Source organism: Stenotrophomonas sp. Bg11-02, assembly GCF_002836635.1.
Lineage (GTDB): Bacteria > Pseudomonadota > Gammaproteobacteria > Xanthomonadales > Xanthomonadaceae > Stenotrophomonas > Stenotrophomonas lacuserhaii.
Genome location: NZ_PJAY01000065.1, coordinates 19,258 through 43,556, shown reverse-complemented (window position 1 = coordinate 43,556; position 24,299 = coordinate 19,258). Strand labels below are relative to the sequence as shown.

Annotated in this window: 17 protein-coding genes; 8 read left to right on the top strand and 9 right to left on the bottom strand. The window is 66.3% G+C overall.

The window, feature by feature from the left end:
* The first annotated feature begins 22 nt into the window (after window positions 1-22).
* The 3 genes from CXG43_RS14440 to CXG43_RS14430 are packed head-to-tail and all read left to right on the top strand — an operon-like array spanning window position 23 to window position 1,583.
* A complete protein-coding gene (locus tag CXG43_RS14440; RefSeq protein ID WP_157825000.1) occupies window positions 23-403 on the top strand; it encodes a transposase in 381 nt (126 codons plus the stop codon).
* 30 nt (window positions 404-433) lie between these two features.
* Window positions 434-1,210 (top strand): HipA family kinase, encoded by a 777-nt coding sequence (locus tag CXG43_RS14435; protein WP_101100553.1) that lies wholly within the window; start codon window positions 434-436, stop codon window positions 1,208-1,210.
* Entirely contained in the window at window positions 1,188-1,583 is a 396-nt protein-coding gene (locus tag CXG43_RS14430) for a DUF3037 domain-containing protein (protein WP_101100552.1), read from the top strand. The genes CXG43_RS14435 and CXG43_RS14430 overlap by 23 nt, the downstream gene beginning before the upstream one ends.
* Window positions 1,584-1,736: 153 nt before the next feature.
* Here the strand turns inward: CXG43_RS14430 and CXG43_RS14425 are convergent, their stop codons facing one another.
* The gene (locus CXG43_RS14425; protein WP_101100551.1) at window positions 1,737-2,627 is read right to left on the bottom strand and encodes a LysR family transcriptional regulator; all 891 of its coding nucleotides are present in this window, start codon (window positions 2,625-2,627) and stop codon (window positions 1,737-1,739) included.
* Between the two features lie 107 nt (window positions 2,628-2,734).
* On the opposite strand from CXG43_RS14425, the gene CXG43_RS14420 reads away from it, so the two are divergent.
* Entirely contained in the window at window positions 2,735-3,469 is a 735-nt protein-coding gene (locus CXG43_RS14420) for an SDR family oxidoreductase (RefSeq protein WP_101100550.1), read from the top strand.
* Between the two features lie 15 nt (window positions 3,470-3,484).
* Here the strand turns inward: CXG43_RS14420 and CXG43_RS14415 are convergent, their stop codons facing one another.
* From CXG43_RS14415 to CXG43_RS14390, 6 genes are all read right to left on the bottom strand, one after another.
* On the bottom strand, window positions 3,485-4,633 hold the full coding sequence (locus CXG43_RS14415; protein WP_101100549.1) for an aldo/keto reductase: 1,149 nt from the start codon (window positions 4,631-4,633) through the stop codon (window positions 3,485-3,487).
* A 245-nt stretch (window positions 4,634-4,878) separates the two neighbouring features.
* Window positions 4,879-5,814, bottom strand: a complete 936-nt coding sequence (locus tag CXG43_RS14410) for a BadF/BadG/BcrA/BcrD ATPase family protein (protein WP_101100548.1) — start codon at window positions 5,812-5,814, stop codon at window positions 4,879-4,881.
* Window positions 5,811-6,971, bottom strand: coding sequence for an SIS domain-containing protein (locus CXG43_RS14405; protein WP_101100594.1), 1,161 nt, complete (start codon window positions 6,969-6,971; stop codon window positions 5,811-5,813). Before CXG43_RS14405 ends, CXG43_RS14410 begins: the two co-directional genes overlap by 4 nt.
* The gene (locus tag CXG43_RS14400; RefSeq protein WP_101100547.1) at window positions 6,958-8,247 is read right to left on the bottom strand and encodes a D-tagatose-bisphosphate aldolase, class II, non-catalytic subunit; all 1,290 of its coding nucleotides are present in this window, start codon (window positions 8,245-8,247) and stop codon (window positions 6,958-6,960) included. Before CXG43_RS14400 ends, CXG43_RS14405 begins: the two co-directional genes overlap by 14 nt.
* An 11-nt stretch (window positions 8,248-8,258) precedes the next feature.
* Window positions 8,259-9,185 carry a DMT family transporter gene (locus tag CXG43_RS14395; RefSeq protein ID WP_101100546.1) on the bottom strand — a complete coding sequence of 309 codons (927 nt, stop codon included), beginning with the start codon at window positions 9,183-9,185 and terminating at the stop codon, window positions 8,259-8,261.
* Complete coding sequence (locus CXG43_RS14390) at window positions 9,182-11,281, bottom strand: glycoside hydrolase family 36 protein (protein ID WP_101100545.1); 2,100 nt, start codon at window positions 11,279-11,281, stop codon at window positions 9,182-9,184. Before CXG43_RS14390 ends, CXG43_RS14395 begins: the two co-directional genes overlap by 4 nt.
* Before the next feature lie 221 nt (window positions 11,282-11,502).
* Here CXG43_RS14390 and CXG43_RS14385 point away from each other — a divergent pair, with 221 nt between their 5' ends.
* Window positions 11,503-12,528: an amidohydrolase family protein gene (locus tag CXG43_RS14385; RefSeq protein ID WP_232767816.1), complete on the top strand. Its 1,026-nt coding sequence runs from the start codon at window positions 11,503-11,505 to the stop codon at window positions 12,526-12,528.
* Between the two features lie 121 nt (window positions 12,529-12,649).
* On the opposite strand, the gene CXG43_RS14380 is transcribed toward CXG43_RS14385, so the two are convergent.
* Window positions 12,650-13,432, bottom strand: a complete 783-nt coding sequence (locus CXG43_RS14380) for a DeoR/GlpR family DNA-binding transcription regulator (RefSeq protein ID WP_101100543.1) — start codon at window positions 13,430-13,432, stop codon at window positions 12,650-12,652.
* A gap of 158 nt (window positions 13,433-13,590) precedes the next feature.
* Here CXG43_RS14380 and CXG43_RS14375 point away from each other — a divergent pair, with 158 nt between their 5' ends.
* Window positions 13,591-16,434: a TonB-dependent receptor gene (locus CXG43_RS14375; protein WP_232767814.1), complete on the top strand. Its 2,844-nt coding sequence runs from the start codon at window positions 13,591-13,593 to the stop codon at window positions 16,432-16,434.
* A gap of 106 nt (window positions 16,435-16,540) precedes the next feature.
* Window positions 16,541-18,133, top strand: a complete 1,593-nt coding sequence (locus tag CXG43_RS14370) for a calcineurin-like phosphoesterase family protein (RefSeq protein ID WP_101100541.1) — start codon at window positions 16,541-16,543, stop codon at window positions 18,131-18,133.
* Between the two features lie 132 nt (window positions 18,134-18,265).
* On the opposite strand, the gene CXG43_RS14365 is transcribed toward CXG43_RS14370, so the two are convergent.
* Window positions 18,266-21,331, bottom strand: coding sequence for a TonB-dependent receptor (locus CXG43_RS14365; protein ID WP_101100540.1), 3,066 nt, complete (start codon window positions 21,329-21,331; stop codon window positions 18,266-18,268).
* 478 nt (window positions 21,332-21,809) lie between these two features.
* Between CXG43_RS14365 and CXG43_RS14360 the strand changes: the two genes are divergently transcribed.
* On the top strand, window positions 21,810-24,206 hold the full coding sequence (locus CXG43_RS14360; protein WP_232767818.1) for a GH92 family glycosyl hydrolase: 2,397 nt from the start codon (window positions 21,810-21,812) through the stop codon (window positions 24,204-24,206).
* Window positions 24,207-24,299 lie beyond the last annotated feature (93 nt).

The window sequence follows — 24,299 nt, the reverse complement described above, 5'->3', positions numbered from 1 at the left end:
TTTCGCCACGGATGCTGGAGCCATGTCCAGTCAGCTTCGCATCGGCCGGGTTTCGCTTACCGGGACTTATTACTCCATCAACACTGTCACGGCACAACGGTCGCCTTGCTTCGTTGATCCCACGCTCGCTGCGCTGAGGATGGAGCAGCTTGAGCGAAGCGATCGGTCCGGGCTGACGCGCTCATTCGCTCGAGTGGTCATGCCCGACCATCTGCATTGGGTGATGCAGCTGAAAGACGGAAGGCTGTCGCGCTGCGTGCAGTCATTGAAGTCCCGTTCCGCGATCGCGATCAATTCAGCGCGCGTGGGCGAAGGCACGGTATGGCAACGGGGCTACTACGATCATCTCATCCGGGACGGCAACATGAAGCCAGTGCACGCGCAGCGCTCCGCGACGCGGTAATCTTGCGGTCCGCTGTTGAAGGAATTCCCTGTGCGTACCGTGCACGCTCTGCGCTATGTCACTCCGCTCCGCGAAGGCGGGTCGTTGCCGGCGATCGTCGAAACCGACGATGAGGGCATGGTCGTGCTCAAGTTCCGGGGTGCGGGGCAGGGGCCAAAGGCACTGATCGCCGAGCTGATCGCCGGGGAGATGGCGCGCACGCTGCAGCTTCCGCTGCCGGAGATCGTGTTCGTCGAACTGGATGCCGAGTTCGCCCGCACCGAGCCCGATCCGGAAATCCAGGAGCTGATCCGCGCCAGCGAAGGGCTCAACCTGGGCAGTGATTACCTGCCCGGTGCGATCAACTACGACCCGGCCGCGATGCCGGTGGATGCTGAGCTGGCCTCGCGGATCGTCTGGTTCGATGCGCTGGCCAGCAACGTGGACCGCACCGCGCGCAACCCGAACCTGATGGTGTGGCACCGCAAGCTGTACCTGATCGACCACGGTGCGGCGATGTACTTCCACCACGATTGGGCGACGGCGGGACAGGCCTGCGAGAGGCCGTTCGTGCTGATCCGCGACCATGTCCTGCTGCCCTTCGCCAGCCGGATCGCCGAGGTCGATGCCGAACTGGCAGCGCGCCTGCCGGATCACGAAATCGAACGCATCGTCAGCCTGGTGCCGGACGCCTGGCTGGTCGACGAGCCTGCATTCGATACGCCGGCCGCCTACCGCCAAGCCTACGTCGACTACTTCATCCATCGCCTGCGCGTGCGCGCGGCCTTCGTCCAGGAGGCCGTCCGTGCCCACGCTGCATACCTATGATTACGCGGTGATCCGGGTCGTTCCCCGGGTCGAGCGCGAAGAGTTCATCAACGTCGGAGTCATCGTCTCCTGCCCGGGCGCCAGGCACCTGGAGGCGGCGATCGAGATCGATCCGGCGCGCCTGCACGCCTTTGCTCCCAGCCTGGACCTGGAGGCGTTGCGGCCCTGGCTGGATGCCATCGTGGCGATCTGCCGCGGGGAAGCCGGCGCCGGGCCGATCGCGCAGTTGCCGGCGCGTGCGCGCTTCCACTTCCTCACCGCCAAGCGCAGCTCGGTGGTGCAGATGTCGAGCACGCATGTCGGCCGCACGGCAGATCCGGCGGGCGTGGTGGAGCACCTGCTGACGAAGATGGTGCGCGTACCGACCGGATGAGCCCACATGGGCCGCTGCGCTCGCCGACCATGGGTCGGCGCTACCGGGGTTGCGGGTCCTGCGCGGATACCAGGATGGCCGGGAGCGCCGAGGGCAGCACGCAGCCGTTGATCACCGCCCAGCACTCCGGTCCAGGCCCGGTCCTTTCGTTGATCATGGCGCGTGCCCGCGCACGTGCTCGATCAGCGCGCGCAGCTTGGCCGGTTGGTTGTGCCGGTTCGGGAAATACAGGAAAAAGCCCGGGAACGGGGGCAGGTACTCGTCCAGCATGGTGACCAGTTCGCCACGGGCCAGGTAGGGCGCGAAGGTTTCCTGCATGCCGAAGGTGATGCCGCCGCCGGCCAGTGCGGAGCGCACCATCAGCAGCATGTCATTGGTGGTCAGCTGCGGTGCCACGGTCACGTCGAAGTCGCGCCCGTCTTCAACGAACTCCCACCGGTACGGGGCCACCTGCGGTGAGGGGCGCCAGCCGATGCAGCGGTGCCGGGCAAGCTCACGCGGGTGGGCCGGCGTACCGTGCTCGGCCAGGTAGGCCGGCGTGGCCACCACGACTTCGCGCTGCGGTCCGGTCAAGGGAATGGCCACCATGTCCTGTTCGATCACCTGTCCCAGCCGCACGCCGGCATCGAAGCCGGCCGCGACGATGTCCGATTCATCATCGGTCACGGTGACATCCAGGGTGATGCCGGGATACCGACGCATGAAGTCGGCAATCAGCGGCCCGGACAGGAAGCGTTCGGCGATGGAGGTCACCGCGACGCGCAGCAGGCCGTGCGGCTGGCCGTCGCTGGCGGTGTCTTCGATGGCCGCAGCGACCACGCGCAGCGGGCCGGCAATCTGGCGGTGCAGCTGTTCACCGGCTTCGGTCAGCCGCACGCTGCGGGTGGAGCGCTGTACCAGCGCGATGCCCAGGCTGTCTTCCAGGCGTCGGATGCCCTGGCTTACCGCAGACCGGGTCACCCCCAGGCGATCGGCCGCCACGCGGAAGTTGTGGCCTTCGGCGACGGCCAGGAACAGGCGCAGGAGGTTGAGGTCGGTATCCATTGGTTACCGATACTAACCATTCTGTCCAGCGTACAGGGAATTCCGTGGACGCCGCGCTCCTCATAGGCTGGCAGCTCCTTCAAACAGACAGCTTCCAGGAGCCTGCCATGAACCTCATCCAGGACAAGATCATCGTCATCACCGGTGCCAGCAGCGGTATCGGCGAAGCCACCGCACGGCTGCTCGCGCGCAGCGGCGCCACCGTGGTGCTGGGCGCCCGCCGCGTTGATCGCCTGCAGCAGGTGGTGGCCGACATCCAGGCCGAGGGCGGCACGGCGGTCGCGCACGCGCTGGATGTCACCGCGCGTGAGCAGGTGCAGGACATCATCGACCGCACGGTTGCCGCGTACGGACGGGTCGACGTGATCATCAACAATGCGGGCGTGATGCCGCTGTCGCCGCTGGCCGCGCTGAAGGTCGAGGAGTGGGACTGGATGATCGACGTCAACATCCGTGGCGTGCTGCACGGCATCGCCGCGGTGCTGCCGCAGATGCAGGCGCAGGGCCACGGCCAGGTGATCAACATCGCCTCGATCGGTGCGCATGCGGTGTCGCCCACCGCAGCGGTCTACTGCGCTACCAAGTACGCAGTCTGGGCACTCTCCGAAGGCCTGCGCCAGGAGAGTCCTGCGATCCGGGTGACCACGATCAGCCCGGGCGTCACCACCTCCGAACTGGCCGAGAGCATCTCCGATGCGCAGGGGCGCGAAGAAATGCGCAGCTTCCGCGCCACCGCCATTCCCGCAGAGGCGGTGGCGCGCGCTATCGCGTTCGCCATCGCCCAACCCGCCGACGTGGATACCAGCGAGATCATCATCCGGCCTACGGCCAGCCCGTACTGAGTCCGACGCGCGCGCTCAAACCGGGACCGGTGCGTCCGCCGCGATCAGTTTGAGCTGCTTCAGCTCGGCCCAGAAATCGGCCGGGATCGCGATCGCCATCGACTCCACGTTGGCGCGCACCTGCTCCGGCGTACGCGCGCCGGGGATGATCGAAGAGACCACCTGCGGGGCATCGGCGAACTGGAGGGCGGCGGTGCGGATGTCGATGTCGTGGCGCTCGCAGACTTCGGCGATCTTCGCGCGTTTGGCGGGCGCCCATTGCGGGATCGGACCGCCATACAGATAGCGCTCGCGTCCGGTGAGGTAGCCGGCCAGCAACGGTGAACCGACCATCACCGACACGCCCTTTTCCGCCAGCCTGGGGAAGGTGTCGTGCAGGGTGGCTTCGTGATCCAGCAGCGAGTACTGGCAAGCCAGGAGCATGATGTCCGGATCGGCTTCTGCTACCGCGCGCAGCGCCGGCTGGGGCCGGTTCACGCCAAAGCCCCAGCCCTTGATCAGGCCTTCTTCGCGCATCCTGGTCAGTTCGGGCATGGCACCGCGCAGTGCCTCGGAAAAACGCTGTTCCCACGGCATGCCGAGGTCTTTTTCGTTCTCCGGCGAGAGGTCGTGGATGTAGACGATGTCCAGCTGGGAGACGCCAAGCCGGTTGAGGCTGTCTTCAACCGAACGCCGCGCGCCATCAGCGGAGTAGTCGTATCGATAGTGGAACGGGGCGGGGTCATGCCAGTTGGTTTTCTGCAGCGGGCCGGCGGTGCCGGTCAGCAGGCGGCCGACCTTGGTGCTGAGCGTGTACGCATCGGCGGGATGGGTGTGCAGTTCGTGGCCCATCCGCCGTTCGCTCAGGCCCAGCCCGTACCACGGCGAGGTATCGAACAGGCGCACGCCCGCCGCCCACGCCGCCGCCATCGTGGCATCGGCCGCCTCGCGGGTGGTCGGTGCCAGGCTGCCGCCAAGCGGCGCCCCGCCCAGTCCCAGCCGAGTGGGTGGACGGTAGCGGCTGCCCTTGGGCGTTGCACGCGGGGTGGCCTGGTTGCCCGTGCGCGGGGTGCCGCGGGTGGGCAGCACGCTGCCCGGTGCCGGCGATTGGCCGAACAGGGGAGAGGCGGCCATCATCGCGGCGCTGGCCGCGGCAATCGAAAGGAACTGACGACGTGAGTTCACTGGTGTCTCCTGCGGAGGAAGGCGTTCAGGGCGCTCGCAAGCCGTTCGACCATAGCGTGGGAACGTGTCAACGCGGTGGGAACGGGATCGCACCGCGACCGCTGATGACGATCGTCGGTGGGTGACGACCGTTGGTCGTCACGCTGTTGCTTTCCGCTGCGCTCGCCGAGCATGGCTCGGCGCTACCAGGGCGCGTGCGGTCCGGTAGTGACGGCCGCTGGCCGTCATGCGGATACGGTGCGGCGTCAGTTCGCCAGCAGGCGCGCGTACAACGCGGCGCCGTAATGCGGCGCATGCAGGGGTGCGCGCAGGACGAAGTCCGGGCTTGCCGCGTGCAGCGCGTCAGCGAACGGGTGCATCAACGCGTCACCGGCGCTGAATGCACCACCGGACCAGGACAGCGGCACCGGCTCGCCGGGCTGGAAGCCCAGGGTGACCCGCAACGCCTCGCCGATCGCCGCCAGTTCATGCCCGGCACGCTCGAAGATCGATGCGGCCACCGCATCGCCGGCCAGTGCGGCCTGCGATACCAACGGTGACAGCTGCGCCAGTTCGCCGCGCGAGCCATGGCCTTGGCCATACACATGCGCACAGATGTCCAGGTCGTGCTCTCCCAGCTTGAAGTGTTCGCGCAGGATCACGTGCAACGGGCCGCGCGGCAGCCGCCCGTCACTCATCCGCGAGAACGCGTTCAGGCCCTGCACGGCAATCCAGTACGCCGACCCTTCATCGGAAAAGGCTTCGCCCCAGCCACCGGCGCGCGCCGACGCATCACCACGCCGACCGTAGCCCATCGATCCGGTGCCGGCGATGATGTTGATGCCGTCCGCACAGGCCAGCGAGCCGGCCCAGCCACATACCATGTCGTTGTCGCAGGCATAGCGCGCATGCCCCAGCACCTGGCCGGGAATCGCCTGCAGCAGGGCGGTGGCGCGACTGTCTTCGCCGTACGCCGGAAGCCCGAAGAACGCCTGGGTGATGTCGGCGCTGTTCGCCTGCACCTGCGCCAGCACCGCCTCGATGCCCGCACCGAGGATCGCACGCACCCCGTCCAGCCCCACCTGCGGATGGTAGGTGGTGCCCAGCTGGGCTTCGGCGAGCAGGCCAGCCTGTGCATCGATCAGCGCAAACCGGGTCTTGGTGCCGCCGCCGTCCACGCCCAGGTAGAGCGGGGCGGTCATGCGTCCAGCGCGTACAACTGCACGCCCTGTACCACGCGGTTGACGATGCCGGCCGGGTTCGGATTATCCGGCGTCACGCCGCGCTCCAGTGAATGCAGCAGCGCGTAGATCTGTGCGGCGGCGACATACGGCCACAGCAGGTCCACGTCTTCGGCACGTTCCAGTCCGTGCACGGCCAGGGTGTCCTGGAGCGCTCCGGCGCGCGGCTGGGCGCTGATCTCGACCACGCGCGCCGCACAGCCATCGCGGCGCAGTTCGTCGATCAGGTCATGGTCGTAGCGGCGGGTATACGGATCATTGGAGACGAACACGATCACCAGGGTGCTGTCGGTGACGAAGGTCTTCGGGCCGTGGCGGAAGCCCAGCGGCGAATCGAAACAGGTCACCACCGCGCCATTGGTCAGCTCGCCCAGCTTCAACGTGGCTTCGCGCGCCAGTCCCTGCAGCAGTCCGCTGCCGAGATAAACCACGCGGTCGTGGCGGGCTGCGGCGAGTTCCTGCAGCAGCGGCATCGCGCCTTCGATCACGCCGTCGGTGGCGCGGGAAATCGCTTCAATGCGGCCATCCAGCGCCGCAGCCGGCGACAGTGCGGCAAGGGTTGCATACATCATGCAGCTGAAGCTGGAGGTCATGGCGAAGCTGGTGTCGTGGGTCTGCTCGGGCAGCAGCAGGGTCATCGCCTGCGCGACCGGGATGCGGGCCAGCGCACCGGCCGGGTTGCAGGTCACCACCAGATGGCGGATGTCGCTCACCAGCGCTTCGGCCAGTTCCACCGCAGCCAGGCTTTCCGGACTGTTGCCGGAGCGGCCGAAGGACACCAGCAGCAGCGGTTGGCCAGGATCCAGGTACAGCTGCGGGGCGCAGACGATATCGGTGGTGGGCACCGCATCCACGCGCGCGGCGAGCTGGCGGTCCAGCAGCGGTGCGAGGCATTGGCCGATATAGGCCGAGGTGCCGGCGCCGGTCAGGATCACGCGCGCCCTGGGATCATCCACCAGCGGGGCGATGAAGGCACGCAGCTGCCCGGCCAGCGAGTCCACCAGCGCATGGGTGGCCCGCAGCATGGCCGGCTGCTGGGCGATCTCGCGCGCCGTCCACAGCGCGCCCTTCGCCTCCAGCAGGGGTTCTGGGAATCCGAGGATTTCAGGAGAGGTCATGGTCTTGGCATGCATGGTGGTAGTCATCGAGGACAGCGCTAATATGGGCCATGGCCAGGGACTGCGGATCGAACGTAGCAGTTCCATCGCGCACTGCGTGCAGGGCATGGGGAAGGTATTGGCTGACGAGCGGCAGCGGCGGGGGATCGGCACGCAGGTTGTCGAACAGCTGTACGCGCGCAGCTTCGATGGCGGTGTCCGGCCAGTAGTAGCGGATGCGGTCGCTGAGGCTGTACTGCAGGTCGGTGGACAGCGCACGTCCGGCGCCGTGGTAGTAGCGCTGCCAGTAGCCCGGCGCCTCCTGCATGCGGCGCAGGGTGACTTCGCGCAGGCGCGCGCGCTTGCCCTCCTCGATCCACTCGCCTTCGATCGCATCCAGTGCCCACAGCGCTTCGCGCAGGGCGAAGGTCAGGCCGGGGCCGACCTTCAGGATCGCGAAATGGTCGCGCACCAGCGCGGTCAGCGCATCGCGGGTCTGGTAATCGGTCGAATGCGCTTCGAACACCAGCCTGGGCACGGTGGTGACCGAATGGCTGAGCGGCTGCGCCTTGTCGCTGTCGTAGTCGATGACATCGTGGTGGTCGAACTCCACGCCCGGCTGCACCACCGAGGCCAGCACGCGCTGCCAGGCGGCGTCCAGTCCGGCTTCGGCGAAGGCGACCCGGTGCGCCTCGATGGTGGTCAGCGCCGCTGCCGGAGTGGTCAGGGCGAGACCGTCGATCGCTTCGGTCGCGCCGCCCGGAACCGGCACTTCGGTGCCGATCACATACACCGGCGCCTCGCCGCCTGCGCTGGCCCAGGCGTCTTCGGCCGCGCGGCACAGGCGCACCGCGCGGCGCACGATCTCCGCTTCGGGCAGCGGCTCCGGATCGCCCTTGCAGGCCATTGAACAATCCAGGTGGATCTTGCGGAAGCCGGCGGCCACGTACTCGGCCACCATCACCTCGGCCTTGTCCATCGCCGTGGCGGCATCCAGCGCGGTCCATGGGTTGGGCCCCAGGTGGTCACCGCCGAGGATCAGCCGCTCGATATCGAAACCCACCCGCGCGGCGATGCCATGCACGAAGCGCACGAAATCGGCCGGGCGCATCCCGGTATAACCGCCCTCCTGGTTTACCTGGTTGCAGGTCGCTTCGAACAGCAGCAACGCCTGGCCGCTGCGCTGGGCGTGGCGCAGGCTGGCTTCGATGACGAGGGGATGGGCCGAGCAGATCGAGGTCACGCCGATGGCGTGGCCCTGCCGGTGCCGCGCGACCAGGTCGAGCAGTGCGTGCATGGGGGAGTCCTTCAGGAAAGAGGGCGTTGTGCCGGTTCGCGCTCGGGTTCGAGCACCAGCAGCAGCGAGGCGACCAATGCCAGCACCAGGCCGACGGTCTTCAACGGACCGGGCACCACGCTGGCGAACAGCAGCGACAGCACGGCGGTGACCAGCGGCGCGCCGGCATTGCTCAGCGGCGCCACCACCATCGCCTTGCCGTGGCGGAACGCATACACCAGCGTCAGTGCGCCGACCGCGTTGAGGATCTGGATGCCGGCGGTCATCCACGGGCCATCCAGGCCCCAGTTGATCGGCTGGCTGAAGTCGGTCATCGCCAGCGCCACCGGCGCCAGCAGCAGCGCACCGACGGTCATGTAGGCGAAGATGCTTTCTGCCCGCACGGTGTCGTTGGCCAGCTTCATGAAGTAGGCCTGCAGGCCCCAGGCCAGCATGATCAACAGCGACTGCAGGAACCAGCCCAGGCCGGCTTCGCCGCTGCCGAAAGAGAAATCCAGCAGCGGCAGTGCGACCAGCGCCAGCACGATCCCCAGCGTGCCCTGCCAGCCGGTGCGCTCGCGCAGCAGCAGGAAGGACAGGGCGATGGTGACCACCGGCGACAGCGAGATCACCGGAAACACGAAGTATGCCGGGCCGATGGTCAGCGTATGGAACAGCAGCATCTGCCCGCCTGCACCCAGCAGGCCGATGACCAGCCCGTAGCCGATGGCGCGCGGCGAGCGCTCCAGCTGCCAACCGCCGCGCCACAGGATGTACAACGCCGGTGGCAACATGGTCAGCGCCCATACGCAGTACACCAGCGTATCCGGGAAGCCATGCGCGGCCGACAACGGGGACAGCGCGCCCCATACGCCCCACAACGCGACAGTCGCCAGCGCATAGCCGAGCCACGGGCGGCGTCGCGTTGTAGCGGAGACCGACACGGCGTCGGCATTCATGCCACGCTCCCGGCCGGAGTGGCCTGCAGGAACAGGAAGCGTTCGAAGCGCGCGGGCAGGGTAGCCACCGCACCGCCGTCGACCACGCCCAGGTCGGTTTCGTTGAACAGGTCGCGGACCTGCCAGCGGCCGGCCGGCAGGCCGCGCAGCTCGACCTTGCCGTCCCAGCGCGGGGCATAGAAGGTGTAGTACTGCGCACCGTCCTTGCGGATGGCGTGGGCTTCGGGCTTGTCGAAGCCGATGTCATACAGGGTGCCGAGGTACTCGCCCTTGGGCAGCATGTGCGTGTTGTAAAGGCCTACCCAGCGGCGCCACAGCGCCTCGCGTTCGTCGGTCAGCACGAAGCCGCCCGGCGGCAGCGGTACCGAAGGTCGATCGGTGTCCTTGGGCCAGGTGAACTTGCTGGAAATCACCGCGCCGATGCCCACGCTTGAAGCAAAGTCATCGCGGTTGTCGGACAGCTCCACGTGGTCGCCGGCGTAACTGCTGCGCTCGCCGATCAGCGCCTTGATCGACTTGCCCTTGCTGCGCACCTGCCAGGATGACAGCGGGTCCGAGGAGGGGAATTGATCGGTGGCCGGCAGGTTGTGGAAGGCGAACGCGGTGCCGCACGGGCACAGCTCCACCACCGCCTCGGGATTGGCGTCATGGGCGGCGCGGTAGATCGCGTTCCAGAACGTGGCCAGTCCGGTGACCGAGTCGTCCGGGCTGGCGTGTCTGTGCGCCGGATTGTGGCAGGGCGCCACGGCGTTGAGGTGTTGGCCGTCCAGCTTGATGCCCTCGAAACCCCAGTCGCCGATCGCCTTCTTGACCAGCTCGACATAGAAATCGATGGTCGGCTGGTAGGCCGGACACTGGGTGAGCGCGTTCCACCAGGTCACGGTCTGGAAAGCGCCTTCCTTGTCCAGCAGCAGCATGTCCACATGGTCGTGCAGTACGTCGCTGCCCGGATCGGCCGCGAGCGGGGCCAGCCACAGCCGCGGGCGCATGCCGTGCCGGCGGACTTCGGCGGTGAACGCGCGCATGTCCGCGTCACCGCGCGGGAACTTGCGCCGATCGATCTTCCAGTCGCCTTCGTTGGTCTGCCAGCCATCGTCCAGCACCGCCCACTCAAAGCCGAGCTCCTTGGCCTTGGGCAGGGTCGCGTAGATCTGCTCGACGCGGAAATCACGTTCATAACCCCACGCGCACCAGATCGGGGCGAACGCCGAATCCGGTGGGCGCGGGCCTTCGATCCCCTCGCCGCGCATGAACACCTGGTACTGCTGCAGCGGCGCGTAGAAATCGCCTTCATGCACGGCCAGCAGGGTGCGTTCGGTGACCAGTTCCTGCCCCGGGGCGAGGGTCTGCGCCTTCGCTGACTCAACCGCGATGGACGCGCCGTTTGCGGTGCGCTTGACCGGCATGTCCAGTGGGCGCGGCACCGGTTCGACGTGGCCCACGGCCAGGCCCCCATCGCGACGCCAGATGTTGGCCACTGGCGTGCCGCCGCCGTAGTCCGATGAATCCATCGCCAGGGTGTTGCGCTGGTCGAAGTCGGCCGCCAGCGGTTGCACCCAGTCGCGGCGATCGGTGTGGGTGGCGCCGGAGAAACTCCAGAAGCCACCGGGCGCGTCGTCGAGCTGGTAGGCGCTGCTGCGCCAGCCTGTCACTTCAAGCGGCACATCGCCGAGGTTGCGGTAGCGCACCTGCACCAGCGCCAGTCCGGGCTGGGCGTCGAAGCTGCTGAGCGAGACCTGTTTTTCCACACCCGCCGCGCGCGAGCGACCGATGAACACCACCTGCCTGCCAGCCCCGTGGCGGGGGTCATCCAGCACATGCGCGGTCTGCTCGACCAGGGCAAAGTCGGTGATATCCCCGCTGGCCAGCAGCAGGGCTTCGCTGGGCTGCCAACCGGTGAGCGGCTTGCCATGGCGCCAGATGCGCGTATGCATGCGCTTGTCCAAGCCGATGGACAGCACGCCATCACCTGCGCGGCCATCGGGGGCGGGTGCAGCGGTGGCAGCGCGCACCCAGGGGGCGGCACTCCAGGCCATGCTGCCTGCCACGCTTCCGGCAATCAGCTTCAAGGCGGTACGGCGTCCGATCGGTGGCATAAGCGTCAACCCGGTGGAGATGGCTAGCATTCTGCGCACGCACCTCAGATTGATGCAAGCGTTTTGTTGCGATATGGTTCGATCAAGTTTCGTTATGTATAAGCGAGGGCGTCATGCGGTGGAACCTGCGTAGCTGGGCCGGGTGTGCGGTGGTCGGAATGGTGGTGCTGGCGGGCTGTACGCCGGAAAAAACGCCGCCAGCAGACCCGAGTGCGACCGCCATGACAGAAGGGCGCGGCGGGCCGTCCTATGCGATGGCGGACTTTTCCACGGTGCGCAAATTCGACGCGCACGTGCATGCCAACGACCGTGGTACAGCGCTGCTGGAGCAGGCGCGCGCGGACAACTTCGGGCTGCTCTCCATCAATGTGGATTACCCCGACTTCCCCAGCCTGCAGGAGCAGCGCGCGATCGCAGTAGCGCAGGCACGGCAGGATCCCGGGCACTTCCATTGGGCGACCACGTTTTCAATGAAGGGCTACGGCAGTGAAGGCTGGGCCGGCCAGGTCAACGCCGCGCTGGACCGTGACGTGGCCGAGGGCGCGCGTGCGGTGAAGGTGTGGAAGAACATCGGCATGGTGGAAAGGGATGCGCAGGGCAGGGCGATCATGCTCGATGATCCAGGTCTTTCCCCGGTGGCCGAGCACGTGCGCGCGCTGGACGTGCCGCTGATCGCGCACCAGGGCGAGCCGTACAACTGCTGGCTGCCGCTGGACAAGATGACCACCAACAATGATCGCGAGTACTTCGCCAAGCATCCGCAGTACCACATGTTCCTGCACCCCGAGCAGCCTTCGCATGCCGAGCTGATGGCCGTGCGCGACCGCTTCGTCGGCGCCCATCCGCAGCTGCGTGTGGTGGGTGCACACATGGCCAGCCTGGAGTACGACGTGGATGTGCTGGCCGCCTTCCTGGATCGTTTTCCGCAGGCCACGGTCGACCTGGCCGCGCGCATGAGCCAGGTGCAGTACCAGTCCAACGCTGATCGCGCGAAGGTGCGCGATTTCTTCATCCGCTACCAGGACCGGCTGCTGTACGGCACCGACCTGACCCAGTCCCCCGGCGCGGATGCGGCGCAGTTCAAGGCGGAAACGCACGCGGTATGGCAGTCGGACTGGCGCTACCTGGCGACCGGCGAGAGCCAGCGGATCGAGGTGCTGGAGGCGGACGTGGCAGGGCTGTCGCTGCCGCGCGCGGTGATCGACAAGGTGTACTACGGCAACGCGGCGCGCGAGTTCAAGCTGTAAGTCGGGCAGCGCCGAGCCATGCCCGGCGAGCGCAGCGGGAAGCAGGAGCGTGACGACCAACGGTCGTCACCCACCGACAGCGGAAGCAGACGACCAACGGTCGTGACTACCGGGCGGGCGATCAGGCCAGCTGCAGGTCCACGCCCAGCGCACGGCAGGCGTCGGCGACCTCGCCAGGCGCGCCGGTGTCGGTGATCAGCGCGTCCAGCCCGGATACCGGGATGATCCGGTGCAGGCAGACTTTGCCGAACTTGGAGCTGTCGGTGATCGCCACCACCGCACGCGCGGCTTCCACCATCTTGCGGTTGAGCATCGCCTCGGGTTCGTAATGCGTCGTGATGCCGCGCTCCAGGTCGAAGCCATCCACGCCCAGGAACAGCAGGTCCACGTGCAGCGCATCGAGCGCTTCCACTGTCAGCCCACCGTAGAAGGCCATGTTCTTGCGGCGCAGCTCGCCGCCCAGCATCACCAGGTTGATCCGGGTCTTCGGGCTGAGCACGGTCAACACGCCGAAATCGTTGGTGACCACGGTCAGGTCGATGTCCGGAAGCGCCTCGGCCAGCTGCATCGAGGTGGTGCCCGAGTCGATGGCGATGGTGTCGCCTGGCTGCACCATCGCCGCTGCGCGCGCCCCGATCCGGCGTTTTTCATCCAGGTAGGCAGTGCGCTTGGCTTCGTAATGGGGTTCTGCCGCCGGGGCCGGACCCACCGCGCCACTGTCGATGCCGCCGCCGTAGGCGCGCGCCATCACCCCGCGTTCGGACAGATAGCGCAGGTCCTTGCGCACGGTCTGCAGGCTGACGCCGAACTGCTGGGCCAGCGAGGACACCTGCACGCTGCCGTGCTGGCGTACCAGTTCACTGATCTGTTGACGGCGATGGCTGGTGTCCCGGGTGGCGACCATGCAGAAAGCTCCTTTCAAATGTTCCAGAGTATGGCGGTTTTCGTTACATTTCGCTATTGATGCAAAACGAAACCTCATATACGCTCGGTTTCGTTGTTTCACCAGCCAGGCCCCCACAGCCCGCCGTCCTATGCTTCATGCCTCAGGAGAGAGAGCCCGTGAACGCCGTCCGTCCGCACCGCCACTGTCTTTACCATGGAATTGCCCTTGCCCTGCTGCTGCCCGCTACCGCGTGGTCGCAACAGGCCACCGAACCTGTCCCGGCCAACACCTCGACCGGGCAGGCCGCTGCACCCGCAGGCGAGGGCCCGATCGACCTGCAGACGGTCCAGGTCAGTGGCGTACGCGCCGCGCTGGCGCGTTCCACCGAGCTCAAGCGCGATGCGTCCACCGTGCAGGATTCGATCAGCGCGCTGGAGCTGGGCCGGTTCCCGGATGACAACGTGGCCGATTCGCTCAGCCATATCACCGGCGTTTCCATCACCCGCACCGCCGGTGGCGAAGGCCAGAAAGTCAGCGTGCGCGGGCTGGGCCCGGAGTACACCCTGACCACCTTCAACAACCGCATCCTGGCCACCGATGGTGCCGGCCGTGATTTCGCCTACGACGTGCTGCCCTCCGATGTGATCAGTGGGGCCGACGTGGTCAAGGGGGCCCAGGCTGCGTTGACCGAAGGTGCGATCGGCGGGCTGATCAACCTGCGTTCGGCCAGCCCGTTCGACAACAAGGGCCAGCACGCCATTGTGCGTGCCGAGGGCGACCACAACCAGATGTCCGAGTTGAACGGCCGCAAGTTCTCCGCGACCTACAGCAACACCTTCGCCGATGACACCATGGGCCTGCTGATCGGCGCGGTGTACGCCGAGCGCAAGGACCGTACCGATATCGCCGGCAACGACGGCGGCTGGACCCGCAACCCGGACCCTGCCGACCCCAGCTGGGGCGGCAATGCCTGGGGTGGCAACATCGACCCGAACGGCAACGGCGAACTGGACCCTGAAGAATACGGGCTGATCGCACCGGGCCAGTTCCGCGTCGGTACGGTGCAGGAAGACAAGAAGCGCAAGGCGTTTTCCGGCAAGTTCGAATGGCGTCCCAACGATGACGTGCGGATCGTGGTGGACGGCCTGAAGACCCGGCTGGATTCGCCGCAGGTGTCCTACCAGCAGTCGTTCTATCCGCTGTTCGCGCCCGGCCGCTGGTCGGACATCAACGTGCAGAACGGTATCGTCACCGGCTTCACCATGGACAACCCGGATCCGGAGCAGCGGATGAACCCGGAGCTGCTCAACCAGACCGAACACCGCGTGGTGGACACCGACCTCTTCGGCATCAACGGCAGCTGGAAGGTCAATGACAGCCTGACCATGACCGGCGATGTGTACCGCTCCACCTCTGAACGCAAGTCCGGCGGGCAGGACACCTACGTGGTGCTGCGCATGAACCAGCCGAACGTGACCCGCATCGACCTGACCCGCGACGCCGTGCCGAATGTCACCACCACCTTCGATGATGGTCGTGACCTGTCCACCGGCCTGGCCAACGGCCAGTTCAACGACAGCGACTTCAACACGCACTACATGGAACTGCGCGGCGACAACATCAAGGATGAGATCACCGGCGGCACCGTTGGCGGCAACCTGTACGTGGGCCAGTGGGGCATCGACAGCCTGAACTTCGGCATGACCCGCACCGAACGCAGCAAGCGCCGTGACCTGGTCAACAACACCCTCAACGGCGGTGCCGACTACTACTCGGTGGACAACGCGATCAACGTCGGCGACCTGGGCGGCGGCGTGCTGGATCGCACCCTGTCGCTGCCGAACTTCATGAACAAGGTCGGTTCCACTTTCCCGCGCAGCTTCCTGGGCTTTGACGTGCCCAATTACCTCAGCAGCCTGGAGGCCTACAACGGCAACCCGCGCCCGGATGGCACGGTCTACGATTTCGCCAACGCCGCGCCGCAATGGAATCCGCTGGAAAGCTACCGCGTGGAAGAGAAGACCAACGCGTTCTACATGCAGGCCGATCTGTCCGGCGATCGCTGGAGCGCGGACGTAGGCGTGCGCGTGATCAGTACCCAGACCCGCGCCGAAGCCTGGGATGCGAAGATCATCGGCATCACCGAGAACGGCGCGTTCAACTACACCGCCCGCTATGCCGATCCCACCCCGGTGCAGCAGGACGGCAGCTACCGCTACATCCTGCCGTCGGGCAACTTCACCTGGCGCTTCACCGATGAGCTGTTGCTGCGCCTGGGCGCGGCCAAGACCATGGCCCGCCCGCCAGTGGACAAGCTGGCCCCGACCAACACCACCGCCAGCGTGTCCTGGGGCGAGTTCACCCAGATCTACGGTGGCAACGTCGACCTCAAGCCGTATACCGCCAAGCAGGGTGACGTGTCGCTGGAGTGGTACTTCGCTGAACAATCCATTGCCAACATGGCGGTGTTCTACAAGCGCATTTCCAACCAGATCACCACCAGCTGGGAGCCGGGCCAGGACATCGGCGTGCCGGGCTATCTGTTCAACGTGATGCGCCCGATCAACGGCGACTACGCCAAGGTGCATGGCCTGGAAGCCGGCCTGCAGCATTTCTGGGAGAACGGCCTGGGTTTCCGCGCCCAGTACACCCGCAACTGGTCCAAGAGCTTCGTGGCAGGGGAAGAACGTCCGCTGGAAGGGATTGCCCCGTCGGTCTACTCGCTGGGCCTGATGTATGAAAAGGGCCCGTGGTCGATCAGCACCACCGCCGACTACAGCGATGGTTTCGTGACCGCCACCAACGTGCTGGGCGCGGGCTACAACGAACAGGCCGATGAGATCACCTGGCTAACCGCCAGCATCTCTTATGAGATCAACGACATGTTCAGCGTCAGCCTGCAGGGCCAGAACCTGCTGGACGAAGCGCAGACCTACAGCATCAACGGCAATCCGCTGCTTTCGCAGGGCTACTACCGTTACGGCCGTTCGTTCACGCTCGGCTTCAGCGCGCGATTCTGATCTCGATGGCGTGCCGGCTTTCCGGCCGGCACGCCATGCGCAGCGCTGGGCAGATGGTCATCATCGGCCATTACACTATCCCGTCTTTGCCACGGGGCCCCCGATCATGAAACTGCATGCTGCAGGCCTGTGCTGCCTGCTCCTCACCAGCGCGCCCGCATGGGCCGACGCGGTCACCGTCAGTGGACGGGTCTACCAGGAACGTGATGGCAAGTCCGGTCGCGGGCCGACCGATCCGGGCATGGGCGGCGTACAGGTCTCCAACGGCCGCAGCATCGTGCGCACCAGCGCCGATGGCAGCTATCGCCTGCCGGTCGAGGCCGGCGATACCGTGTTCATCATCAAGCCCGACGGCTACCGCATTCCAGCCGGTTCGGATGGATTGCCCGCATTCTGGCGCCACCACGTCCCGCAGGGGTCGCCGGTGTTGAAGTACCGCGGCATCGCGCCGACCAGCACACCCGCTACTGCCTACGATTTCGCGCTCGCCCCTGAAAAACACGACAACCGCCGCGGCTTCCAGATGCTGGTGTTCACCGATCCGCAGACCGCAACGCGGGGTGACATAGGCTACTACGAGCAATCCATCGTCAGTCCGCTGGTGGGAAAGACCAAGGCGCGCCTCGGCACCACGCTGGGCGACATCGTCAACGACGACCTGTCGCTGTATCCGGCCATCAACAAGGTGACCACCCAGCTCGGTGTCCCGTGGTTCCATGTCCCCGGCAACCATGACCTGGATTTCGACGCCGGCCATGATGAGCATTCGCTGGACAGCTGGCGTGCGGTGTACGGACCGGACACCTATGCAGTGGAAGAGGGCGGCGCCAGCTTCGTGTTCCTGGACGATGTGGTCTACGATCCGGCGGCCCGGCCGACCTACATCGGCGGGCTGCGCGAGGATCAGTTCGCCTTCCTCGGCCAGTACCTGAAGGGAGTGCCGCACGACCGCCTGCTGGTGCTCGGGATGCATATCCCGCTGTTCGATGCCGCACCGGGTCGCGAAACCTTCCGCCATGCCGACCGCCAGCGCCTGTTCGAGATGCTCAAGCCTTTCAGCAATGTGCTGGTGTTGAGCGGCCACAGCCATACCCAGCAGCACTACTACCACGCCGCGGCCGATGGCTGGCACGGCGACAAGCCGCTGCACGAGTACAACGTCGGCGCCAACTGCGGCGCGTTCTGGTCCGGGGTCAAGGATCGGCGTGGCGTGCCCGACAGCACCATGAGTGATGGCACGCCCAAGGGCTACGCGCTGCTGGATGTGGCCGGCAACGGGACGTACCGGCTGCAGTACCGCGTGGCCGGTGCGGCGGACAGCGAACAGATCGGCCTGCATGCGCCGAAGGTACTGCGCCAGGGCGCTTACCCGGCCTGGGGCGTGTTCGCCAACGTGTACATGGGCGAGGCTGCCACGCGCGTGGAGTTCCGCATCGACGGCGGCCCCTGGCAGCCGATGAAGCAGGTGCGCCAGGGCGATCCGCGGCTGCTGGCGGAGAACGTGGCCGATGACCTGGCCCCGGCCTTGCGCGGCTATGACCGTTCGCCCGAAGCCACCCCGTCGCCGCACCTGTGGCGCGGCGCGCTGGCCACCGACCTGGCCCTTGGTGAGCACAAGGTGGACGTGCGCGCGACCCAGCCGGATGGTTCGGTCTACACCGCCAGCACCCGTTACGCGTTGCAGTCAGCCCAGCCCTGAGCAGCAGGCGAGGGTAGCGCCGGCCAGTGGTTGGCGAGCGCAGCAGGCCGCAGAAAAAAAACGGCAGCCGCCCATCAAGGCGCGGCTGCCGCGGAGAGAACGGACCCCGCCGCGAGGCGGGGTTTTTTCAGCTCAGAACTTGTAGTTCAGGCCGAAGTACAGCTGGCGGCCACTGTAGATGTTGGAGATCAGGCGGGCCTTGGTGTCGCCCCCCAGGTGCATGCGCTGTTCTGACTTGGTGGCATTGAGCACCGAAGCGGTCAGCGTCAACGCCTCGGTCAGGTTGTAGGCCGCATTGAGATCCAGCTGGTCGTAGGGCTCGGTGAACACGGTCATGCCGTTGTTGAGCCCACCGACCACTTCGCCGCGGCGGTTGTAGGACGCGCGCGCGAGGAACTTGTCGTTCTCGTAGAACAGGGTCACGTTGGCCTGGTTCTTCGCGCTGCCGACCAGCGGCGAAGCGCCGATGTTCTCTCCGTCCAGCACGATCGAGGCCAGGTTGGTGTCGTTGTAGGTGTAGTTGGCCTGCATGCCAAAGCCCATGTCGAAGGTGTACTGGCCGTAGATTTCCACGCCCTGCGACACGCCGTCACGGCCGTTGGCCTCGGTGGAGTAGTTCTGCACCGTCACCATCTCGCCGCCCACGTCCATCTGCTGGTCCGTCACCACCGGCACGGTGAAGTTGTCCACGTCCTTGCGGAACAGGGCCACGCCGGCGACCGCGCCCGGCTTGAAGTAGTACTCCAGGCCGAGGTCGTACTGCAGGGCCTCGAACGGCTCCAGCTGCTTGTTGCTGCCCGACCCGTACCAGCCCGGGGTGGTGGTGCCACCGGCCACGCGGCGGTCGTTGCTGTATTCCTCGCTGATGTACTCCAGGCCGCCCGGGTAGGCGATGCTGGTATAGCCGGGACGTGCGATCACCTTGGACGCCGCGCCGCGCAGCACCAGGTTTTCGGTGATGTCCCAGGCGATGTTGAAGCTGGGCAGGACATCGGTGTAGGTCTTGTCCAGCGAGGACTGCTCGTAGGTTTTTTCGCGCACGTCGCGGCGCACGAAGCCGGATTCGCATACCGTGCCAGCCGGCGGCGCGCCGGTCGGGCAGGCCAGCGGATTGCCGTCGGCGCCGTCGACGAAGTAGTCCATGAAGCGCTCGACCGAGTCGCTCGATGCCGCGTGCTGCTTGGTCTGCACCAGGCGCACGCCCAGGTTGCCGCGGACGCGTTCGGTGCGGAAGTTGGCCTGGAAGTAGGTCGAGTAGATCTTCTCGTTGACGTCGTAGACGAAGTCCGGCTCGATCCGCTTCTGCATGCCGCCGTAGCGTTCGTTGAGGTAGGCCAGGTAGGCGGGGAAGTTGATGCCCGGCATCACGTTGGCGTCGAAGCCGCCGGCGATGTCGTCGATCGGGCTGGACAGGAAGAAGCCCGGCTGGGCCACGCTCTTTTCCGGATCGGCACAGTTGCCGGCCTGGTAGCGTGCCTCGTAATCGTTCGGATCAGCACCCTGGCAGGCCCAGTAGGTGTTGCCGGTGTTGCGATGGACCTTGCCGTCGCGGTACTTCACGCCGAACTGGAACGAATCGATGAAGCCGCTTTCAAACAGGCGGGTGAAGTCGGCCTGGAAGTAGTTCTGTTCGATGCTGGTCTCGCGCCACGACGAATCGGTCGAGCCGGTGTCGATCTCGGCGATGCCGGCCATCAGCTGGTCCTGCAGGTCCGGCGAGAACGTGGCCGACGGCGTGCCGGTCAGGTCGTACGCGCTGTAGCTGTTGCCGGATTGCCACACGCCATCGACCTGGCGGCGCGGCTTGGCCGACATGCGGAAGTTGATCGACGGGCCGCCTTCGGACCAGGTGCGGCCGCCCTTGAAGGTCACCTTGGACAGCGGGCTGATTTCCCAGTCCACGGTCAGGTCGCCGGTCTGCGACAGCGCCTTTTCGCGGCTGTAGGCGCCACTCAGCTGCGGGGTGGGGATGGTGCAGTCATCCGGGCCCCAGCCACCCGGCGCCATGCCGGCGGCAGCGGCCTGTGCTTCGCTGCAGTAGTACGCCTTGCCCGGCAGCTTCTCGAACTGTGCGCCGGTGACGACGCTGCCGCTGGAATCGAAGTCCATGCCATTGAGCAGGCGTCCGCCGGCCCAGTTGCCGTCGCCGTTGTAGCGGGCGATGTTCCACTCCGGGATCTTGGCCTGGTTCAGCGTGTAGTCGCCGGACAGCTCGAAGCGGAAGTAGTTGGCGGTGACGGTCAGGTTGTCGACCGGCTTGAACTGGAAGGTGAACTGGCCGCCGGTACGCTCGCGCTCTTCTTCGCGCACGCCGAAGTTGACCGACGTCGGCATGAAGAATTCGCTGTAGTTGCCACCGGTCTGGTTGTTGAAACCGGACTCGCCCCACCAGTAATGGATGCCATCCTGCGGCAGCGTATTGCCGTAGGCGTCCTTTGCCTCGGTGCCGGCGCCGTACCACTGGTAGTCATCTACGGTGACTTCCATGCTGCGGTTGGTGCGCTTCTGCTTGGTCGCCCCGATCAGCACGCCGAAACGCTCGTCCTTGCTGTGCCAGGCGTACATCGCCGACAGGTTCGGATCCACGCTGTCGCTGGTATCGGAGGTGACCCCTTCGATGTTGACGAAGCCGGAGTTGGCTTCCATTTCCAGCGGGCGGCGGGTATGCAGGATCACCGTGCCGCCGATGCCGCCTTCGTCGATGCGCGCTTCGGGCGACTTGAACAGCTCCGCGCTCTCCAGCATGTTCGACGGCAGCAGGGTGTAGTTGAACGAACGCGAAGCCTCGTTGTTGGTTTCCGAGGTGGCGATGTAGTTGCCGTTCAACTGGGTCAGGGTCAGGTCGGCATCCAGGCCGCGCACGCTGACATTCTTGCCTTCGCCGCCATCGCGGGTGATGACCACGCCGGGCACGCGCTGCAGCGCATCGGCGACGTTCTTGTCGGGGAACTTGCCGACGTCTTCTGCGGTGATGACTTCAACCACGGCATTGGCGTCACGCTTCTGCTGCAGGCTCTTTTCGATGGCGTAGCGGTAGCCGGTGACATTGACGCTGTCCAGCGTGGTGGCGCTGGGCGAAGCGGCGGGGGTGGCGGGTGCTGCGTCCTGGGCGAACGCCGGCGCCGCAGTGGCCGCCAAGGCGAATGCGATGGCTGCCGACAGGGCGTGGCAACCGTGCTTGTGTGACATGTAATTCATTCTCTCCCTCTCCTGGATCGAACCGTTGGCTGATACGAAATACTTGAATCGATCTTATGTTTTGACGCGAGACCGCAAGCGTGGGGCGGGAGAGACAGGGCACCTGGGGGCGTTGCTGTCGGATTCCGAACCCGGCAATCGTGACCGTTTGAAGTTGGATCGATCTAAACGATTGCCGCGCATTTTTTAACACGGCCTGACTCAAGTCGCATGCTGCTGCGCAATATGAAAACGTTTGCAGTTCGCCCGCGCCCCGGCGTGCGGTGTTCCATGTTGCGCTGCAGGATGCGCGAGGACAGACGTTCATGTTTACTTCAATCGATCTAAATCGACGAACAGGTATCGGGTCGACCTCCCGCGACGCGGGCCTGTCGGCTCGGATCCCGATCTGCCAACGCCCGCCAAGGAGCCCGTGAACGTGACCTTCCGACGTTGTTTTCCCCTGCGTGCCTTCACGCCCATCGCCTCGCTGGCGTGCGTGATTGCGTTGTCTGCCGCGCCCGCCCTGCAGGCCGCGCCGGCGGCGCTGGAGCGCGAAGTGAACACCTTCATCGGCAGCAAGGATGATGGCAATACCTTCCCGGGCGCCTCGGCGCCGTTCGGCCTGATCCAGGTCAGCCCGATCGGCAGCCATTACGCCGGCTGGCGCTACGACGACGAAAAAATCCGCGGCTTCGGCCATTCGTTCCTGTCCGGTGCGGGCTGCTGGGAGCAGGGCGGTCAGGTCTCGGTGCTGCCGGTCACCGGCACCATCGGGGCAGGCGGCGATTTCGATACGTCCAACCCCAAGGCTTTCGACCACAAGGCCTATGCGTCCACCTATGAGCATGCCGGTGAAGTCGGCCAGGCCGGCTACTACCGCGTGCGCTTGACTGGCTACGGCGGCATCGATGCCGAAGCCACCGCGCGCACCCGCGCCGCCGCCGAACGCTACACCTTCGCCGCCGGACAGAAAGAAGGCCACGTGCTGGTGAATGTCGGACAGGCCAACGAGCGCCATTCGGTGATCGGCAGCGTGGTCGACGTGGTCGGCGACCGCGTGGTGGAAGGCAAGCTGGTCACCAAGAGTTTCTGCGGTGGCCATCAGTACACGACGTGGTTCCGGATCGAGTTCGACCGTCCGTTCACCGCACACGGGGTGTGGGGCGAAGAGCGCGGCCTGCCCGGCGCGCGCCACAGCATGCAAGGCGAGGCCAAGCCGAATGGTGCCTGGCTGACCTTCGACATGGCGCAGGGCCGCGCCGTCACCGCGGTCAGTGCGATCTCGCACGTGGATGCCGAAGGTGCGCGCACCAACCTGCGCAGCGATGGCATGCAGGGCGGCAAGCTGCTCGGCTTCGATGGCATGCGCCGCCTGGCGCAGGACGCCTGGCGCGAAGAACTGTCGACGGTGAAGCTCGACGGGGGCAGCAAGGACGACCGCACGGTGCTGTATACCGCGCTGTACCACGCGCTCCTGCAACCGTTGACGGGCAGCGATGCCGACGGCCGCTATCGTGGCTACGACGATGCGATCCATCGTGCCGACGGCTGGACGTACTACGAGTATTTCTCGCTATGGGATACCTATCGCGCGCAGAACCAGTGGCTGGCGCTGACCCGCCCGCAGGTGGTGCGTGACATCGGCCGCACGCTGCTGGCCATCGATGCACAGGGGGGATGGCTGCCGCGCTGGGGCTATGCCAACTTCGAAACCAACATCATGACCGGCGATCCGGTCACGCCGTTCATGGCCGACCTGTGGCGCTTCGGCGCGCTGGAAGGCCGCGAGCAGGAAGCCTGGTCGGCGCTGCGCCGCAATGCGTTCGACGTGCCGCCGTTGAACTCCCGCGCGGCCGGCCGCTCGGGCAACCCGTCCTACCTGGACAAGGGCTACGTGGTGTATGACCGCGCGTTCCCATCCAAGGGCATGGACGTGGACCCGCACCATGGCGGTTCGGCGACGCTTGAATACGCCTTGGCCGATTGTGCGCTGGCGCAGATGGCCGATGGCCTGGGCCATGCCGCCGACGCGGCGACCCTGCGTGCCCGTGGGCGTAACTGGCGCAACGTGTGGGATGTGTCGGTCCGCGATGACGAGACCGGTTTCACCGGCTTCCCGCGTCCGCGCACCGACGGTGGCCAGTGGTATGCGCCGTCCGACGGCCACTACAGCCCGCGCTCGCACCATGGTTTCCATGAAGGCACCGCCTGGCAGTACCAGTGGCTGGCGCAGCAGGACGTACCGGGCCTGGTGGAGGCGATGCATGGCCGCGAGCAGGCTGGCAAGCGTCTGGATGCGTTCTTCGCGATGGATGCGCTGCTGGCCGATCCGCTGCAGGCCGCGCGCAAGGAATGGGTGGTGGGCCCTTACAGCTATTACAACCAGTACCGCTACAACCCCAACAACGAACCGGACCTGCATGCGCCGTGGATGTACACGCTGATCGGCCAGCCGTGGAAGACCGCCACCGTGGTCCGCGCAGCGCAGCAGTTGTTCACCAACGCCCCGAACGGGGTGACCGGCAACGATGACCTGGGCACGATGTCGGCCTGGTACCTGTTCAGTGCGCTGGGCCTGTATCCGGCGGTGCCCGGCAGTGGTGAGTTCCTGCTGCACGCGCCGCGCTTTGCCAAGGTGGATGTGGCGCTGGGCAACGGCCGCACGCTGAAACTGCGCGCCCCCGGCGCGGACGGTCGCACGCTGCAGTACGTGCAGGGCGTGGAAGTGGATGGCGCCGCGCAGTCCGCGGTGTGGCTGGACTGGGAAGCGCTGCGCGCTGGCCCGACCCTGCAGTGGTCGCTCGGCACGCAGGCGCCGGAACAGGGCTGGGGCACGGCGGTCAATGACCTGCCGGTCTCGTTCTGCGCCGCACCCGGCAGCGTCCTGAAGTGAGGCATTCGGCCGCCCGTGCTGCGCATGACCGTGCACGCGCGGCTGGGGCCGTTATGATTCAGGTACCTATCCAGAGCTCAGGGTCCATTACAG

Coding starts and splice junctions, on each gene's coding strand:
- CXG43_RS14410 (WP_101100548.1), bottom strand. CDS start 5,814: ATGACCGCCCCGCTCTACCTGGGCGTGGACGGCGGCGGCACCAAGACC.
- CXG43_RS14385 (WP_232767816.1), top strand. CDS start 11,503: ATGACAGAAGGGCGCGGCGGGCCGTCCTATGCGATGGCGGACTTTTCC.
- CXG43_RS14390 (WP_101100545.1), bottom strand. CDS start 11,281: ATGCCACCGATCGGACGCCGTACCGCCTTGAAGCTGATTGCCGGAAGC.
- CXG43_RS14380 (WP_101100543.1), bottom strand. CDS start 13,432: ATGGTCGCCACCCGGGACACCAGCCATCGCCGTCAACAGATCAGTGAA.
- CXG43_RS14370 (WP_101100541.1), top strand. CDS start 16,541: ATGAAACTGCATGCTGCAGGCCTGTGCTGCCTGCTCCTCACCAGCGCG.
- CXG43_RS14425 (WP_101100551.1), bottom strand. CDS start 2,627: ATGGATACCGACCTCAACCTCCTGCGCCTGTTCCTGGCCGTCGCCGAA.
- CXG43_RS14400 (WP_101100547.1), bottom strand. CDS start 8,247: ATGCACGCACTGCTCGACCTGGTCGCGCGGCACCGGCAGGGCCACGCC.
- CXG43_RS14420 (WP_101100550.1), top strand. CDS start 2,735: ATGAACCTCATCCAGGACAAGATCATCGTCATCACCGGTGCCAGCAGC.
- CXG43_RS14440 (WP_157825000.1), top strand. CDS start 23: ATGTCCAGTCAGCTTCGCATCGGCCGGGTTTCGCTTACCGGGACTTAT.
- CXG43_RS14395 (WP_101100546.1), bottom strand. CDS start 9,185: ATGAATGCCGACGCCGTGTCGGTCTCCGCTACAACGCGACGCCGCCCG.
- CXG43_RS14405 (WP_101100594.1), bottom strand. CDS start 6,971: ATGACCTCTCCTGAAATCCTCGGATTCCCAGAACCCCTGCTGGAGGCG.
- CXG43_RS14365 (WP_101100540.1), bottom strand. CDS start 21,331: ATGAATTACATGTCACACAAGCACGGTTGCCACGCCCTGTCGGCAGCC.